This is a genomic window from Sphingobacterium sp. WM (genome assembly GCF_029542465.1).
GTDB classification, from domain to species: Bacteria; Bacteroidota; Bacteroidia; order Sphingobacteriales; family Sphingobacteriaceae; genus Sphingobacterium; species Sphingobacterium cellulitidis.
The window spans coordinates 2,028,624-2,044,175 of the sequence record NZ_CP120709.1 but is presented as its reverse complement, the minus strand read 5'-3'; the positions used below and the strand labels follow the sequence as shown (position 1 = coordinate 2,044,175).

Annotated in this window: 15 protein-coding genes; 11 read left to right on the top strand and 4 right to left on the bottom strand. The window is 33.6% G+C overall.

All coding sequences use genetic code 11. The annotated features are described in order from the left end of the window. Positions 1 to 1,797 carry a glycoside hydrolase family 15 protein gene (locus tag PZ892_RS08775; protein WP_277712816.1) on the top strand — a complete coding sequence of 599 codons (1,797 nt, stop codon included), beginning with the start codon at positions 1 to 3 and terminating at the stop codon, positions 1,795 to 1,797. Between the two features lie 78 nt (positions 1,798 to 1,875). Further along, a complete protein-coding gene (locus tag PZ892_RS08770) occupies positions 1,876 to 2,649 on the top strand; it encodes a DUF4382 domain-containing protein (RefSeq protein WP_277712815.1) in 774 nt (257 codons plus the stop codon). 64 nt (positions 2,650 to 2,713) lie between these two features. Here the strand turns inward: PZ892_RS08770 and PZ892_RS08765 are convergent, their stop codons facing one another. Continuing rightward, positions 2,714 to 3,481, bottom strand: a complete 768-nt coding sequence (locus tag PZ892_RS08765) for a DUF3050 domain-containing protein (RefSeq protein ID WP_277712814.1) — start codon at positions 3,479 to 3,481, stop codon at positions 2,714 to 2,716. Between the two features lie 120 nt (positions 3,482 to 3,601). Here PZ892_RS08765 and PZ892_RS08760 point away from each other — a divergent pair, with 120 nt between their 5' ends. The 4 genes from PZ892_RS08760 (at position 3,602) to PZ892_RS08745 (ending at position 7,627) form a co-directional block, all read left to right on the top strand. Then, positions 3,602 to 4,039 carry a MarR family transcriptional regulator gene (locus PZ892_RS08760; protein WP_094256366.1) on the top strand — a complete coding sequence of 146 codons (438 nt, stop codon included), beginning with the start codon at positions 3,602 to 3,604 and terminating at the stop codon, positions 4,037 to 4,039. Positions 4,040 to 4,108: 69 nt separating this feature from the next. Beyond that, positions 4,109 to 5,179, top strand: coding sequence for an HlyD family secretion protein (locus tag PZ892_RS08755; RefSeq protein ID WP_277712813.1), 1,071 nt, complete (start codon positions 4,109 to 4,111; stop codon positions 5,177 to 5,179). Then, the gene (locus PZ892_RS08750) at positions 5,180 to 6,718 is read left to right on the top strand and encodes a hypothetical protein (protein ID WP_277712812.1); all 1,539 of its coding nucleotides are present in this window, start codon (positions 5,180 to 5,182) and stop codon (positions 6,716 to 6,718) included. Positions 6,719 to 6,820: 102 nt separating this feature from the next. Then, entirely contained in the window at positions 6,821 to 7,627 is an 807-nt protein-coding gene (locus PZ892_RS08745; protein ID WP_277712811.1) for a hypothetical protein, read from the top strand. A gap of 60 nt (positions 7,628 to 7,687) precedes the next feature. On the opposite strand, the gene PZ892_RS08740 is transcribed toward PZ892_RS08745, so the two are convergent. After that, positions 7,688 to 9,763, bottom strand: a complete 2,076-nt coding sequence (locus tag PZ892_RS08740; RefSeq protein ID WP_277712810.1) for a heavy metal translocating P-type ATPase — start codon at positions 9,761 to 9,763, stop codon at positions 7,688 to 7,690. A 254-nt stretch (positions 9,764 to 10,017) separates the two neighbouring features. On the opposite strand from PZ892_RS08740, the gene PZ892_RS08735 reads away from it, so the two are divergent. Further along, positions 10,018 to 10,731, top strand: coding sequence for a hypothetical protein (locus PZ892_RS08735; RefSeq protein WP_277712809.1), 714 nt, complete (start codon positions 10,018 to 10,020; stop codon positions 10,729 to 10,731). Positions 10,732 to 10,803: 72 nt separating this feature from the next. Here the strand turns inward: PZ892_RS08735 and PZ892_RS08730 are convergent, their stop codons facing one another. Next, the gene (locus PZ892_RS08730; protein WP_094256360.1) at positions 10,804 to 11,253 is read right to left on the bottom strand and encodes a hypothetical protein; all 450 of its coding nucleotides are present in this window, start codon (positions 11,251 to 11,253) and stop codon (positions 10,804 to 10,806) included. Between the two features lie 373 nt (positions 11,254 to 11,626). Between PZ892_RS08730 and PZ892_RS08725 the strand changes: the two genes are divergently transcribed. Next, complete coding sequence (locus PZ892_RS08725; protein WP_277712808.1) at positions 11,627 to 12,808, top strand: basic secretory protein-like protein; 1,182 nt, start codon at positions 11,627 to 11,629, stop codon at positions 12,806 to 12,808. A gap of 65 nt (positions 12,809 to 12,873) precedes the next feature. On the opposite strand, the gene PZ892_RS08720 is transcribed toward PZ892_RS08725, so the two are convergent. Beyond that, positions 12,874 to 13,323 carry a hypothetical protein gene (locus tag PZ892_RS08720; RefSeq protein ID WP_277712807.1) on the bottom strand — a complete coding sequence of 150 codons (450 nt, stop codon included), beginning with the start codon at positions 13,321 to 13,323 and terminating at the stop codon, positions 12,874 to 12,876. A gap of 132 nt (positions 13,324 to 13,455) precedes the next feature. On the opposite strand from PZ892_RS08720, the gene PZ892_RS08715 reads away from it, so the two are divergent. The 3 genes from PZ892_RS08715 (at position 13,456) to PZ892_RS08705 (ending at position 15,549) form a co-directional block, all read left to right on the top strand. Beyond that, positions 13,456 to 14,145, top strand: a complete 690-nt coding sequence (locus PZ892_RS08715; RefSeq protein ID WP_277712806.1) for an Ig-like domain-containing protein — start codon at positions 13,456 to 13,458, stop codon at positions 14,143 to 14,145. 354 nt (positions 14,146 to 14,499) lie between these two features. Then, entirely contained in the window at positions 14,500 to 14,745 is a 246-nt protein-coding gene (locus PZ892_RS08710) for a hypothetical protein (protein ID WP_094256356.1), read from the top strand. Between the two features lie 141 nt (positions 14,746 to 14,886). After that, positions 14,887 to 15,549 carry a YceH family protein gene (locus PZ892_RS08705; RefSeq protein ID WP_094256355.1) on the top strand — a complete coding sequence of 221 codons (663 nt, stop codon included), beginning with the start codon at positions 14,887 to 14,889 and terminating at the stop codon, positions 15,547 to 15,549. Positions 15,550 to 15,552: the final 3 nt, after the last annotated feature.

Here is a 15,552-nt window from a genome sequence, read left to right as displayed (position 1 = left end):
ATGGATAAAAGACACATTTATAATAGTGGGATTATTGGAAATTGCAATTTTATAGCACATGTACATAAAAGCACGAATATAAATTGGTTATGTTGGCCAACATTCGAAGACAGCTTTATTTTTGGATGCCTGTTGGATACGGAAAAAGGTGGTGAATTTAATATTCGCCTAGATGACAGTCATATCACTTCGAATCAATATTATCTAGAAAATACAAATATTTTAGTCACTGAGGTCAAAGGTGAGCATTCGGGATTTCGAGTTATTGATTTTGCGCCCAGATTTATTCAGTATGATCGATATTATAAGCCCTTGATGCTGATTAGGATTGTTGAACCCCTATATGGAAATCCTTCCTTACGTGTAAACTGTCATCCTAAAGCGAATTATGGAAAAGACGATTTCAAAAAATTTAGGGGAAGTAACCATATTTTATTCGAGCATGCTGAAGAAAACATGCGCTTAACCACTAATATTCCCATTAGTCATTTCTTTGATCAGGAAGAAGGCAAATTCATTTTGTCGGACAGGAAATATATGATCCTCTCCTACGGTAATACATTTGAAGCACCTTTGATGCAAACCGCTGAGGAGTTTTTGATTAAGACTAAAATCTATTGGAGAAGATGGACTAAAAAAGCTAATATTCCTAATTTTTATCAAGAGCACATCATCCGTTCCGCATTGGTCCTTAAACTTCACCAATATGAAGATACAGGAGCAATAATTGCATCCAGCACAACGAGTCTACCAGAATCACCAGGTTCAGGACGAAATTGGGATTATAGGTATTGTTGGGTAAGGGATAGTTATTATGTATTAACCGCATTGAGTCATATTGGTAAGTTCGATGAACTTGAAGAATTTGCGAATTATATTACGAATATCACCCAATCAGACTCCGGAAGATTGCAACCCTTATATGGTATACTTGGTCGTAAAATATTGACTGAAACTACTTTAGACTATTTGGAAGGATATCGTGGAAATAAACCAGTTCGAATCGGGAACCAAGCTTATGAACACATCCAAAATGACGTCTATGGGCAGGCAATGATTGCTTTACTTCCTCTTTACACCGATAACAGGTTCCCAATGGATGAAAGAAAGGATGCAAAATCATGGTTGAAATATATCCTTGAAAAGATTAAAATGACCATCGATGAAAAGGATGCTGGAATATGGGAATTTAGAAATATTGCCAACCACCATGCTTATTCCAACCTTTTCCAATGGGCAGGAGCGTCTGCTGCCTTAAAAATCGCGGTTCAAAACAACTATAAGGACATTGAAGAACAAGCTAAAGTTTTAATGGATAAAGCAGCTGACTATATTGAGAAATGCTATGATCCAGAGACCCAGGTGTATAGAAATTCGGACGAAGGTTCTAACTTGGATGCCAGCACCCTGCAGCTTATCATGATGAACTACTTAGATCCTAGTTCTGAAAGAGCTAAAAAACATTTGGAAGCAGTAGAAAAAGAACTAAAGGGTAAAAATGGATTATTCTATAGATATCTGCATAAAGATGATTTTGGCAAACCTAAAACCACTTTTTTGGTTTGTGCGTTTTGGTATGTTGAAGCCTTGGCATGCGTTGGCCGCTTGGAAGAGGCTCAGCAAACTTTTGAACAGCTTCTCTCCTATGGAAATCCACTAAAATTATTTTCTGAGGATGTAAATGAAGATGATGGTAGCCAATGGGGTAACTTTCCACAAGCTTACAGCCATGTAGGCCTAATGAATGCAGCATATCGTATTGCTATTAAGCTAGATAAGCCTATTTTTATAAAATAATTAATTAACACAAAGTATAGTAATACTCAAATTGGTATAAGATTTGTTTATTAATTCTAAATAACGAAAATTATTACTATGAAAGCATTATTAGGTTTAGCGGTAGCTGCGGTTGCCTTAAGTATGTCGAGTTGTAGTACAGATAACTCGAATACGACAGATGGAAAAACTCCACTAACTATTAAAATCACTGATGCACCTGCATATTATGATCAAATCCTACTGGATATCGACCATATTGAGGTTATCACGGAAGGGGGACGCGAAGTAATTGATCTTGATATCGAACCATTCGATATTCTATCGTACCGTGAAGGTGATTATCTAATATTGGCAGAACATGATGTCCCATCTGGAAGATTACAGGAAATTAGGTTAGTTTTAGATGATGATAATGAAATCGTTGTTGATGGTGTTAAACATCATTTAACTACTCCTAGTGGCCAATCTTCTGGGGTAAAAATCAAAGTTCAAGATGATTTGGTTCCTCATGTTGCTTATACCCTAGCTTTAGATTTTGATGCGTCAAAATCTATTCACCAAACTGGAAATGGAAAATACATGTTAAAACCAGTAATCAGAGCTATTCCAGTTGCACTTTCTGGTGCAATCACAGGAAGTATCAACCCTATTTTTGCAATGCCACATGTATATGCAATTCAAGGAACAGATACGCTAGGTACTTTGGCTAGCCCAACTGGTAAATTCTATTTCCCAGGTGTTCCGCAAGGAACTTATAAAATCTTAATTGAACCAACAAATACTGATTTCCTTCCTAAAACTTTGGAAAATGTAAATGTTAGTATTGGTCAAACCAAAGATTTGGGTGAAATAGTAGTAGAGAACAAATAGTTCTTAAAACACAAAATGGGCTTATGATAAATCATAAGCCCATTTTTTATGAAATAAAACTATACTATAAGGAATCAGCAATAGCATCCCATAAACCTATTCTATACTGTAAAGCTTGTTTCGCAGTTTCCGCCATCTCTGTCCACTTACGATCATCATTATCCGCCAATTCAATAATCATTTTCATGGCTAGTGGTCCATGCTCATCTCCATCCAGATCAATATGCCTCTGGAAATAGTAAACTATTTTGGTCAAATCAGTTTCCGGAAATTGTTCTTTTAATGAACTCAAGATTGAGGAAAACATATCTGGTATTAAATCTTCCCTCCCAAATGTAAACGCCGAAGCTATTTTATGGGTTTCCCCGGCTTGAATAGTGTCAAATGTAAAATTTAAGAAATCGATAATTCTTTGATCTAGATTACTATTCTCCAGTGCATCTTTAATATTGATTCCTGCTTGAAGGTTATGAATCAAATTGAAAATAGGATCAATATCAGCACCTAGACCTTTCATGGCATCTATATACATTTCAAAATGGCTTAATCGGGTACCGTCAATATATTCATCTGATTCCTCAGCCAATACAATTTCATTTATTAAATACCGTGTTACCGGTGAATGACTTGCAAACCATGGAATAGTAGTACAAGTAAGTTTTACTTGTAAAGCCTTCAATAAGGACATGAAATCCCAAACTGCATACACGTGGCCTTCCGTAAATTTTTGTAAATCTGAGATTCTTTGAATTTTATGATAAAGTTTATGATTTAATAGCTGGGCTCTTTCTGCTTGTATAAAGTCGTTGATCTCTTGAATTTTGTTTTTCATGCCGCAAAGGTAATTATAGACCCTTTTTAAAACGAATAGTTCATTACAAATTGCAAAAACCTTACAATATTAGTTTGACATTTAACTGTTTAATATTTAACTTTGTTCAAAATATTAAAGATGGCAAAAGAACATAAAGTCGTTCAACAATTAATCCGAGACATAATCTCATTAAGAGTAGCAATCAAACAGTTTTATTTTCAAAAAGTTAAAGAACTAGAATTGGATGTTACCTATGAAATGGTCCAAGTATTAGCTGTTCTGTGGAGAGAAAAAGAAGTAAATCAACAAGATATTGCCGAGGAAGTTCAAAAAAGCAAAGCCAGTGTCACACCCCTTATAGACAATCTTTGCAAAAGAGACCTGGTACAAAGAATCCCCGATCCTACTGACCGAAGAAATAATAAAATTGTGTTAACCGAAAAAGGTTGGGATTATCAAGCTCAGCTTGAACCTGTTCAGAAAGAATTATATGAAAAAATTATTAAGAATTCTCAAATCAAAGATATTTCTGAAATCAGTAATCAACTCAGGTTAATTAAAAGCGCTATTGAATAGTGTTTTTTTTACAACAAAATAGTTCAACATCAAACTAATATTAATAAAATATAAAATCGATAATAATTAATGAATACTGAAAATAAACAAGCTATTAGTCCTAAAGAGAAAAAAAGAAGACTAAAAATATATTCCATAAATCTCTTTTCAATTCTAATCATCCTAGGTGCCATTGCATGGGGATTGACCACATATTTTCAATTAAACAACAGCGTATATACCGAGGATGCTCAAATAGATGGACATATTAATCCAGTGAGTACAAAAATCACGGGTTATTTGAAAGATATTCGCTTCAAAGAGCATCAAACAGTCCATAAAGGTGATACACTCGTAATTCTGGAAAATGATGAGTATAAAATTCAGGTCGAAAATGCTTTAGCTGCATTAGCAGATGCTCGTGCCGGAAATTCTGTCGTTAGAACAGAGGTTGAAATCGCCCGTAATAGTCAAAACATTGCCGATGCTAATATTGAAGAATTGAAAACTCGTTTAGAAAACGCTGAAGTAAATTATAAAAGGTTCAAGGAATTAATGGATAAGGATGCAATCGCAGTCTATCAATATGAACAAGTGAAAACAGACTATGAATCTTTAAAAGCAAAGTATAAAGCATTAACTGCGCAAAAAGTAGGATCCCACCTAACCACTCAGGAAACAAGTAGAAAAACTGGTATAAATGAAGCCGCAATCCTAAGGGCAAAAGCAGCCTTAGACCTTGCAAAGCTCAACCTATCCTATACTGTAATTGTAGCACCATACGATGGTATTCTTGGAAGAGTAACCTTAGAAGAAGGTCAATTGGTGCAAGCGGGTCAGCAATTATTCAATATTGTTAGAGATCAACAAAAATGGGTTACTGCTAATTATACTGAAAATCAAATGAAGCAAGTTGCCCTTGGTAAAAAAGTAAAATTGACAGTGGATGCAATTCCCAACACCGTTTTTCAAGGAGAAATAAAAGCGATTTCTGAAGCTACTGGATCCAAATATTCCAGTATTCCTGTAGATAATAGTACTGGCAATTTTGTTAAGGTCCAACAGAGAATTCCGGTACGGATTGAGTTTTCCAGTGATAATAAAGAGGAAGACCTGAAGAAATTGATGGTTGGATTAAATGTCGTTGTAAATTCTATATAAATGAGCAATAGTCTGTTTCGTGATTGGATACCAAGCCAATTTAAATTGACTATCCTGCTAATCATAGCGATTAGTCTATCTTTTTGCAACGGTATCCCCAATAGTATCTACCCTTATATCATTTCTGATCAAGCAACCAATTCTGCAGATTTATCCATGGCAATGTATGCCTATTGCGCTGGAATGGTTTGCTCGATCTCTTTAATCTTTAGGCTTACGATTTATATGCCTAAGAAAAGGCTACTTGTATTCTGTCTATTACTATTAATCGCCATCAACCTGACCTTGCAATATAATCAAGTTCCTTTGGTAAATGTTATGTTGATGTTTGTCTTTGGCTGTGTAAAAATCATTTTGATCATGGCCCTGATTTCTGAATTGATGCCATACCTAATGCCTACCGGTGAACGATATCAAATGTATGCTATCTATTACCCAATGAACCTGATTTTTCCAGTATTAGGTGGATTAATCACAGCTTATCTAGCAAAGGAATTCTATTGGGAACTAGGCTATACCTTTCAAAACTTGATGTTGTTGCTTTCCGTCCTTCTCGTCATTTCTTGTTTTAAAACCCAATCTATCAGAAAAGTACCTCTCTTCCAATACGATTGGTTGGGAACCATTTTATTGGCAGCAAGCCTTCTTTGCTTTTCTTTTGTAGCGAGTTATGGTCTTCAAAATAATTGGTTGAACAGCAAAAGCATTATCCTGGCAATTGTATTGACCATCATTTTCTTTATTATGTTTTTTAACAGGAATTTCAAAAAGAAAAGAAAAATAATCAGCTTTTCAGCTATAAAAAACAAAGCAACATATTTGACCCTCATAACCATCTTTATTTTGGGAATATTTTATGCAAATACTAGTTTGTTGACCAACCTGATGAACATCATCTTGCCAGCTAATCCAACCAAACAAGCTGAAATCAACGCTTATGTGCTATTCGGCTATCTTTTGGGAAGCATAATCGTCTATCTGTATTTTAGGAAAACAAAAAAATGTAAGGCAATATTTTTGGTTTCAGCAATATTTTATCTGATTTCAAATATCCTGATCTATAACCTGATAAACATTCAAACTCCTCTGGAATACCTAATCTTACCCATTATTTTCAGGGGTATTGCAATTATGATCTCTTTTATTGCAACTGCAGTTTATTTGGCAGGGAATGTTAATGGGAAGGCTTTCCTTCACAGTATCGTGTTGTTCTTGTTGGTAAGAACATTTTTTGTCACTGTATTTTGGTCCAGTATCATCAGTAATTGGTTTAATAAGCTCCAATTGATACATCAAACTAGACTTGCTGAAGTAATCGATTCTGGACAAATATTAGATCGAAACTTTATTTCCAATTTTCAAAAGCAAGTGAATTTATTGGGATTACATGACCTTTATCTTTACTTAATTTATATTAACGTTCTAGTAATCATTATTATAGCAATAATACCTTATCACTCCTCGACAGTAAGACATATTTTTAACTGGGGAACCAAGAAAAATGCAAAAGAATTGATTCAGGCAACCCCGATGTCATAATTTTACGTCTAAGTTAAACTATTGATACTTGTTTGAGTCCAAATTTCAAACAAGCATCTTTCGTATTTGCTGGTCGAAATTTATCAAATCAATTTCCAATTCATGAAAAAATACATCATACTATCGCTTCTCTTTATTAGCATGTCATGCTACTTATTTGCTCAAACATCAAAACAGGTGAATACCGATTCTGTTAACATGCAGAAGTACAACAAAATTTTTGAAAGAGTTGTACAACAAAAAGCTATTAATTTCCCTTTGAGGAATCTTTTTCCGAAACAAAAGGATTTCATTAATCTTATGATGCTGTTCTCTTCTGATGGTTATTTCGGCTACTCAAAGAGCCAATTTTTGACTCTTTCAAATATTTGGAATGATATATTGGAATTAGAAGATTTAGATGGCTACCAAGCGGATTTAGAAATGGTAAATAATGGTTTTCTCAGATTTAGAAATAGGGATGGTTTTTCATTGTCTTCCTTTCAAAAAAATAAAGATCAATTTGTAGTGAGAGATGAAGATAATGAAGTTTTTACTCTTAAACTCGATTGGCTATTAAATCTACAAGAAGTTCAATCAGAATCAGGCTACCATCTAAAAATCGAAAAAATTAAATCTGGACATAAAATCTCAGATAACATGGGAAATTATGCAGAGGTAACAAAGGTTAAGTCCAATATCTTTAAGATTACAGATAATAATGGAAATGAACAATTAGCCAATCGAGGAACATGGGGAGCTAAATCAACTATTACTCAAGGAAACACCACCATATTTTCCATCAATTATGATTTATACGCAGATACTTACGAAATAAAAGATAATCAAGGGACGTCATTGGTCGTTAAAAATCTTTATAAATATGATCATTCTCAAACCAATGGAAATGTAGGGGTACGCATCAATTAATCCTGAATATATTTATTTTAAAATAATTAAGGAGCAGGTATTATTACTGCTCCTTAATTATTAAGTTTTATCAAAATCCTTATTAAAATCTGTTCGTTGAATTCTGACGGCATTTAATATCGCTAGTAAAGCCACTCCTACATCAGCAAAGACTGCCTCCCACATGGTTGCCACTCCCCCAGCCCCTAATATCAGAACTATAGCCTTCACTGCAAATGCTAATCCAATATTCTGCCAAACTATCCTCTTGGTTTTTCTTCCAATTTTTATAGCCATCGGGATTTTTATCGGCTTATCATCTTGAATAACAACATCTGCAGTTTCAATGGTTGCATCAGACCCTAATCCTCCCATCGCAATCCCAACATCGCTTAAGGCTACTACAGGGGCATCATTCACTCCATCCCCAACAAAGGCTACAATCTTATCACTTTCCTTTACAGCTTTTAATTTTTCTACTTTATCTTCAGGTAGCAAATCCCCGAATGCTGAATCAATCTGCAATTCTTTCGCAACTTCCTTAACAACAGTGGTTTTATCACCACTTAACATCGTAACTTTTATCCCCTCAGCATGTAATGCCTGAATAGTCTCAGCTGCCCCGACTTTTATTTGGTCTGCAATGCTAATATATCCAATATATCGACCGTTCATCGCAACAGCAATAGTAGTAAATACAATTGCTTTATGATCCGCTGGATAGGAAATATTGAATTTATCCAATAACTTATAATTACCTACCAAAATCTCCTTCCCATCAATATTTGCCTTCAATCCATGCCCTGCTATCTCCTCAACCTGCCCTAAATCAATATTACCTTTTACTTCGCCAACATACTCATGGATCGCAGTTGCAACCGGATGCGAACTTTTACTCTCAATTTCATTTACATATGAGAGAATTTCTTCCTTATTGGAATCTGCAGAAAACATAACCTCCTGCACTTTAAACACTCCCTCAGTCATCGTTCCTGTTTTATCCATTACAACATGATTAACTGATGCCAGGCTATCTAGAAAATTCCCACCCTTAACCAAAATCCCATGCCTGCTGGCTGCTCCAATGCCACCAAAATATCCCAGTGGAATAGATATTACAAGCGCACATGGACAGGAAACAACCAGGAAAATCAATGCCCTGTATAACCAATCCTGAAAAACATAATCAGAAACAAAAAAATATGGGAATAATACTATCCCTACAGCCAAAAACACTACTATTGGAGTATATATCTTGGCAAATTTTGAAATAAAAAGTTCCGTAGGTGCCTTTTGTGTTGAAGCATGTTGAACCATTTCCAAGATCTTACTCAACTTACTGTCATCATATTCCGTGGTAATTTCCACCTCAGAAACAGTATTTAAATTGATCATCCCCGCTAAAACTGCATCACCTTTAGACTTCGTATCTGGCTTACTTTCACCAGTAAGTGCTGCTGTATTAAATGATCCGCTTTCACTTAATAACTTACCATCTAGTGCCAGTTTTTCTCCAGCCTTTAATTGTACAACATCCCCTATTTTAACTTCTGTGGCTTTTAAAACTTGGATCCTACCATCCACTATTACAGATGCTTCATCTGGCCTTTGATCCAATAGTGATTTAATATTGGCCTTCGCTTTTGATACGGCTAAAGTTTGGAAGGCCTCGCCAACAGCATAAAAAAGCATAACTGCTACGGCCTCCGGATATTCTTTGATACCAAATGCTCCTAGGGTTGCAATACCCATCAGGAAAAATTCTGAAAAGAAATTCCCTTTTTGAATACTCTTCAATGCATCCTTTAATACTGGAAAACCAACAGGTAAATAGGCAATTAGATACCAAACCAATCGAACCCAGCCACTAAACCATTCAAAATGGAAAACAAAATCAAACAATATCCCTGAAATCAAAAAGACAAAACTGAAAATTGCTGGTTTAAATAAATCTAAGGTACTTCCATTGGCTTCATGACTATGATCATGGTCATGATCGTGAACATGGTCATCATCGCTTGAATGGACATGATCATGTTCTTCTTTTGTCGCATCCTTAGTTTTATGGTTATCAACTTTAGATATTAACTCATGACTTCTTTGATTTTTTGTTCCGATCAATAAATCATCGGCATTGGCATTCTTATAAACTTTCATCGTTTGACTACATATTTCGCAAACGCCATTTTTATTATATATATGCTTATGATCCATAAATATTTGTCCTCTCCACTAAATTTAGCCTATTTCAACTTAAAAGCCTAGTATTAGAAGCATAAACCAACTAAAATGTTTTAAAAATGATTTTTTGAATTGTATACAATTTGTAGATAGGTAGAATATTCAGATTCAATCCTTTTGATATAAATTGCAATAAATTCTAAAATGAACAAATTATATTGAATCAAAACATGAAAAACATCAAATTTCTATATTCATCCTTCCTACTTATATTTTTGATGATTATTTCTAATAATTTATTAGCTCAACCTTACATTATCAAAAGCAAAGAAGGCTACACTAATATCAGAATCGCCCCAAATGCCAAGGCTGAAATTATAGCGAAACTCAACAACAATACTGTAATTTTAATCGATCAAACGGAAGATCTTCCTTCGGAGCAAAGCAATTGGAGGAAAGTCCTATTCTATAAAGACAAACCCTTTTCATTCCTTGTTTATGAGGAGAACTTAGAGATGGATCATGGATATGTCCATAAATCCCAATTAATGAATTTGGATGAACTACAAAAAGTAAATGAGGAGACTTTTAATATAACTTATACACTTGAATCTTTCTCAGCAAGTAAATACAAGGTTAGCTATTATGATAATGGCAATACCAACGTGAAATCCATTAATAATATTTATTATTATTTAGCGGATTGTGGCTTACCCAAAAAGGCAATTAGCAAAGCTGAGGTAAAGGTCAATAAACAACAAATCGAAATCCCAGGTAAATACCTTTTGGGAATATTCAGTGCTTCGGACAACTTCCAGTACTATAAGGATGGAAATGTGTATTATGCTAGTCAACAAATTGGAGATGGGGCCTGTACAAATTATGTAGTTTGGGTGATAGAAAATCAAAAACTTACCCAACGCTTTGTGGGCTGGGATTATTAAATGGAATTGATTAATAAGTAAGAAGCCCAATCTAAATTATAGATTGGGCTTCCAATAAAAAATTTATTTCGATTACGGTTTTAAGTTAATACTATAACTCTTGTTTCCTTCACCTAATATAATTGTAGCATTTGAATAATCTCTATTTAAATAAATGTAGAAATTATTGTAGTCAGATTTCATTGCTAATGAAAATACATCTGGCAACTCTTCAGAGTTACGGTTTGCATTATTAATTTCAAATCCGAATCTACTTTTTGTATTGTTCGCTCTGGTAAGTTCTACGACATTACCTACAAATTCCATCTTGGTAAAGAATGCATTCTCTGGATCAACTAATTTCGCGCCTTCTCCTTGCGTTACCATCTGTGCCTGGTATGCTGAAAACACTTTACCTTTTAAATCAGTAACAACTGTTTCTTTTAATTTCTCTGGAACTACCCCATTGTCTTTTTCACATGAGATAAATAATACCGCGAATAACAATAATATGCCTAACTGTTTCATAGCTTTTAATATCATAATGGTCAAAATTAGAACAAATTTTAATAACAATTTAATATTGACATAATAGGAACCTCACATTAAAATTATTTGTAGCTAGATGTTTGCAAAAGTTTAATAACAGGGAATTTTCAAGCTTTAAGCCATAATTAATCAAAATAAAATTTGCTAAACCATATTTAGCATTTTTGCCATCGAACCGCTACATATAAAAAATAATCTGGAAAAAATAGCCCTAAATTCTAGTTTTAAGCCGATTACTATATTTTTTTGAATAGCTAACGATATTTAGCTGAAAACCTACATAACAACTTCCTGATTTATACGTTATTTTAACATTATGAAAATACTTACTTCTTTTATAAACTAAACTTTAAATTATATGCGAAATATGAAAATAAACAGGTTTTCCCTGATTGTATCACTCTTGTGCATTCTTTTATATAGTAGTTGTAGTAAAGATAACATCGATGATACCCATATCCCAGACCCCGAATTAGAGAAAATCCCAATTAAAGACATAACTGCCGAAGCAACAGTTAGGGTAAGTATTGAAAACCAAGATGGACCTAATGGGGCTGAAGGCTCGAAAAAATTAACCGATAGCGACCTAAATACCAAATTCCTAGCAAAAAACTTCAAAGGTCTAGATATTACTTTTCAATTCGACTCAGCTAAGTTAGTCGCATCCTATGATTTTACTACCGGAAATGATTTCGATGGTCGTGACCCTATGGACTGGAAATTTTTTGGATCTAATGATGGAAAAGCATGGAAAGAATTAGATAGCCACATGGGGATGCAATTCAGAAAAAGAAATAATACTTATAGCTTTTATTTTAAAAACGAGGAAAAATTCACCCATTATAAATGGTCAATAACTAAACTTTATAATGATAATATGTTCCAAGCCTCTGAATTTAGATTAAGGCAAATGCCCCCCTCTAGTCAGAAGCAAGAACCGCTTCAGAAAATTGATAGTCTAACCAAAAATAATGTTTCACTCGTCTTCATTAATCACTCTTCAAAGACTCAATTAGAATATCAGGAAAGATTAACTAATACATTCTTTACCGTTTATCCAAAGTTAATTACTGATTTCAATCCTAAGGCAAAACGCAAACTTTACTTTATTATAGACCCTACCTATGACGGCGTAGCCTATGCCTTTGGTGATGTGGTAGTCTTTGCATATAAATATATGGAAGGAAATCCTAAGGATGGTGATGTGGTGGTTCATGAAACCATGCATCATATTCAACAAGATTACAAGGGTAATGTACCGGGATGGCTAGTGGAAGGAATTGCAGATAATGTGAGATACCATTATGGAATAGACAATCCTGATCCTTGGACCCTACAGGATTATAAACCTGAACATAATTACGACGGAAGTTACGGAATCACAGGTAGATTCCTGCTTTGGATAGAAACCCATAAAAACAAGAATTTTGTCAAGCAATTAAACAGTGCATTGATCCAAGGAACAAACTATAATGACTTTTTTAGACAGTCTCTCGGAAAATCAATCCAAGATGTGTGGAAAGAATATGCTAATAATCCAGCATTATAATATAGAAAAAGCTACTCATTCTTGAGTAGCTTTTTTTCCTTTGCGAAAAATGACTTTTGATCTTATTAGTTTAACTGGCTCAAGGTCTTAATTTCTTGAATCATTTCATCAATCCTTCGGTTAAGTTGATCTAAGTCAACATTCTGAAGATGACTAGCTTTATATGCCTTTAATTGATCGAAAAATCCTAATAAATTATTTACAAATTCTCCATAGTTCAAATCTGTAGGTATATATTTGCTGGAAGGTTCAATCCTTTCAACTCGTGGATTTTCAATTGCGGGATACTGAATCCAATTCCCGGTATGATCCATTTTTGGAATATATTCCTCCTGTAACCAAAGTATTATTTCATCTTTCGGTTGTGATAACCTTAAAAATAAATGCCTTGAATCTGAAATCTTTAAGCCAAAAAGATTAACCGAAAAATCATAATCCCTTAAGAAATCTGCCAAAATATCATTCTTCATCAAATCCTGAATAAGGTTCAGAATCTTTTCATTTTCTCCCATCATAAATTATTTTGAAATGTTTTTCATTATGCAACCTCTTTAAAAATAACAAAAACAAAGGCAAAATTTTTATTTATTATAATTTTAACTACAGGTTAATATATTAACTTTAGTTTTGAACAAAATCCAATGAGCATGGCAATAAATAAAAGCTTCCCCTTCTTAATAATCCTTTTCATTTCATCAATCCAAACTTCCTGTGTAAAGAAAGATGAACTGCTAGACGATAATAAACTACAAGAATACAGATTCGATCAAAAGTCCCTTGAATTACATGTCGGCAATACCATCCAAATTACATCCAAAGGAAATATCTCAGAATGGAAATCATCCAAGAAATTTGTAGGTACAATTGAGGATGATGGAACTTTTACTGCCCATCATATTGGCAAAACTAAAATCTCCGCAAAAATAAATGATAAAAACCATTCCCTAGAAATAAAAGTAATACCCAATATTACTGATATCCCTGAACCCGTCTCCTTTTATGGAAAGACTAAAAACCAAATAACCAGCCTAGAAAAAAGAAAAGTGCTAATCGATAAAAATGATGTATTAAGTTATGATACAAACTCCGATTTAATCGAAACAATGTATTACTTATTCCAAGGTGGAAAAGCTACTTACGCTGTATTTAAATTTAAAATGTTGGAGAAAACTAATCTTGATTACCTCCTGAAGTTCTATGAAGAACGATATGAATATCTAGGACTAACTAAGAACAATCATTACTTTACAGATGAAAAGAAAAAAAGACTCATAGCAGTCTCAATAAAACCTCCCTTTACTGCCTTATATTCAGCATATAAAGAAAAGGAAGACTAAAAAACTTTCCGCAATTTCAAATAATAATTTATTTAAATATCTGTTAATTATAACATACATTTTATTATGAAATTTTAGGACAGTACACTTAATTTATAAAAATGAAAACACTATTATGAACCCAATATATCAAAAAGTTCATATTGGTTAAGGAAATAGATAATATATTCGCAACCTATTAACCTTAAATTATTTATAAATTTTTTAACCAAAATTGTATAGAATTGGCACAATATTTTCATATTCGTTGCCGTAGTTGTTTAACATTAGATAATAATTTGAATTTCTGAGAATGGGTATAAACCTAATTTTCCAATTCAAGTTGTAATCTGCTAAAAAAGAGGATTTTTTAATATGGTAAAGAATCAAAACTTTAATAGTGAAGAAATTATTAAAGAATTAAAAAAATTAGACGAGAAACATCGTAATTATTTGCAAACTGATGGTAAATGGCTTATCGGAGGATTTGAATCAATTATTAGTTATGATGGAAAAATCTCAACAATTCATGGAGAACAAGTAACATTAAAGAAAGAAATTTATATGATGTTACCAGCTGATATAAGGGAAGAAATTGCCCAGTTTATGGATGTAGAGTAATCAAAAACTCAAATCTTATTAAAAACTAAATCAGCCTTCCCCAAAAATATCCACAGCCTATTCATTGAATAGGCTGTTTTTTTTATCTTCCTCTTCCTGTATTAATCTGTATATTTAGTAAAATTCACGATTTACGCTTTTATGGAAGAAAATTTATCAATACCAATCTTAAGTCAAGAAGAAATCCGAGTATTAGGATCTATGTTAGAAAAATCTAAAACAACTCCTGAATATTATCCCCTGACATTAAATGGACTATTAACAGCCTGTAACCAAAAAACATCAAGAAAACCGGTTGTCCAGTATGATGAATCAACAGTAATTCAAGTGTTAGACACATTAAGAAAAAAAGGACTTATTTCTACTGTCGTTGGTGGTGGAAGCAGAGTGACCAAATACAAACATAATCTAGCAATCCAATTTCCCTTATTACCCCAAGAACTAGCAATTATCTGTCTCTTGTTTTTAAGAGGACCTATGACTGCCGGTGAATTAAATACAAACTCCGGAAGATTATATGAATTTGAAAATCTAGATCAAGTTTTTGAAATACTTGATAAATTAAGCTCGGAAGAACCTAACTATATCAAACAACTCCCTAAACGACCTGGTCAAAAAGAAGCTCGATATATTCATTTGTTCGCTGAGTTTGATGAAGACTCCTATGAGGATGAAAACTCATCTCCCTCTGCTCCTGCTAATAATTCGGCCATTACTGTTTTAGAAGAAAGAGTTAGCCAACTGGAAGAACAACTCCAAACACTGAGAAATGAATTTGATGAGTTGATGAAACAACTTTCATAACGA

What these genes read in the sequence shown, in the direction of transcription:
- PZ892_RS08770 (WP_277712815.1), top strand. Translation starts at nt 1,876, where the DNA reads ATGAAAGCATTATTAGGTTTAGCGGTAGCTGCGGTTGCCTTAAGTATG.
- PZ892_RS08760 (WP_094256366.1), top strand. Translation starts at nt 3,602, where the DNA reads ATGGCAAAAGAACATAAAGTCGTTCAACAATTAATCCGAGACATAATC.
- PZ892_RS08775 (WP_277712816.1), top strand. Translation starts at nt 1, where the DNA reads ATGGATAAAAGACACATTTATAATAGTGGGATTATTGGAAATTGCAAT.
- PZ892_RS08715 (WP_277712806.1), top strand. Translation starts at nt 13,456, where the DNA reads ATGGCAATAAATAAAAGCTTCCCCTTCTTAATAATCCTTTTCATTTCA.
- PZ892_RS08745 (WP_277712811.1), top strand. Translation starts at nt 6,821, where the DNA reads ATGAAAAAATACATCATACTATCGCTTCTCTTTATTAGCATGTCATGC.
- PZ892_RS08750 (WP_277712812.1), top strand. Translation starts at nt 5,180, where the DNA reads ATGAGCAATAGTCTGTTTCGTGATTGGATACCAAGCCAATTTAAATTG.
- PZ892_RS08735 (WP_277712809.1), top strand. Translation starts at nt 10,018, where the DNA reads ATGAAAAACATCAAATTTCTATATTCATCCTTCCTACTTATATTTTTG.
- PZ892_RS08705 (WP_094256355.1), top strand. Translation starts at nt 14,887, where the DNA reads ATGGAAGAAAATTTATCAATACCAATCTTAAGTCAAGAAGAAATCCGA.
- PZ892_RS08740 (WP_277712810.1), bottom strand. Translation starts at nt 9,763, where the DNA reads ATGAAAGTTTATAAGAATGCCAATGCCGATGATTTATTGATCGGAACA.
- PZ892_RS08755 (WP_277712813.1), top strand. Translation starts at nt 4,109, where the DNA reads ATGAATACTGAAAATAAACAAGCTATTAGTCCTAAAGAGAAAAAAAGA.
- PZ892_RS08710 (WP_094256356.1), top strand. Translation starts at nt 14,500, where the DNA reads ATGGTAAAGAATCAAAACTTTAATAGTGAAGAAATTATTAAAGAATTA.
- PZ892_RS08765 (WP_277712814.1), bottom strand. Translation starts at nt 3,481, where the DNA reads ATGAAAAACAAAATTCAAGAGATCAACGACTTTATACAAGCAGAAAGA.
- PZ892_RS08725 (WP_277712808.1), top strand. Translation starts at nt 11,627, where the DNA reads ATGAAAATAAACAGGTTTTCCCTGATTGTATCACTCTTGTGCATTCTT.
- PZ892_RS08720 (WP_277712807.1), bottom strand. Translation starts at nt 13,323, where the DNA reads ATGATGGGAGAAAATGAAAAGATTCTGAACCTTATTCAGGATTTGATG.
- PZ892_RS08730 (WP_094256360.1), bottom strand. Translation starts at nt 11,253, where the DNA reads ATGATATTAAAAGCTATGAAACAGTTAGGCATATTATTGTTATTCGCG.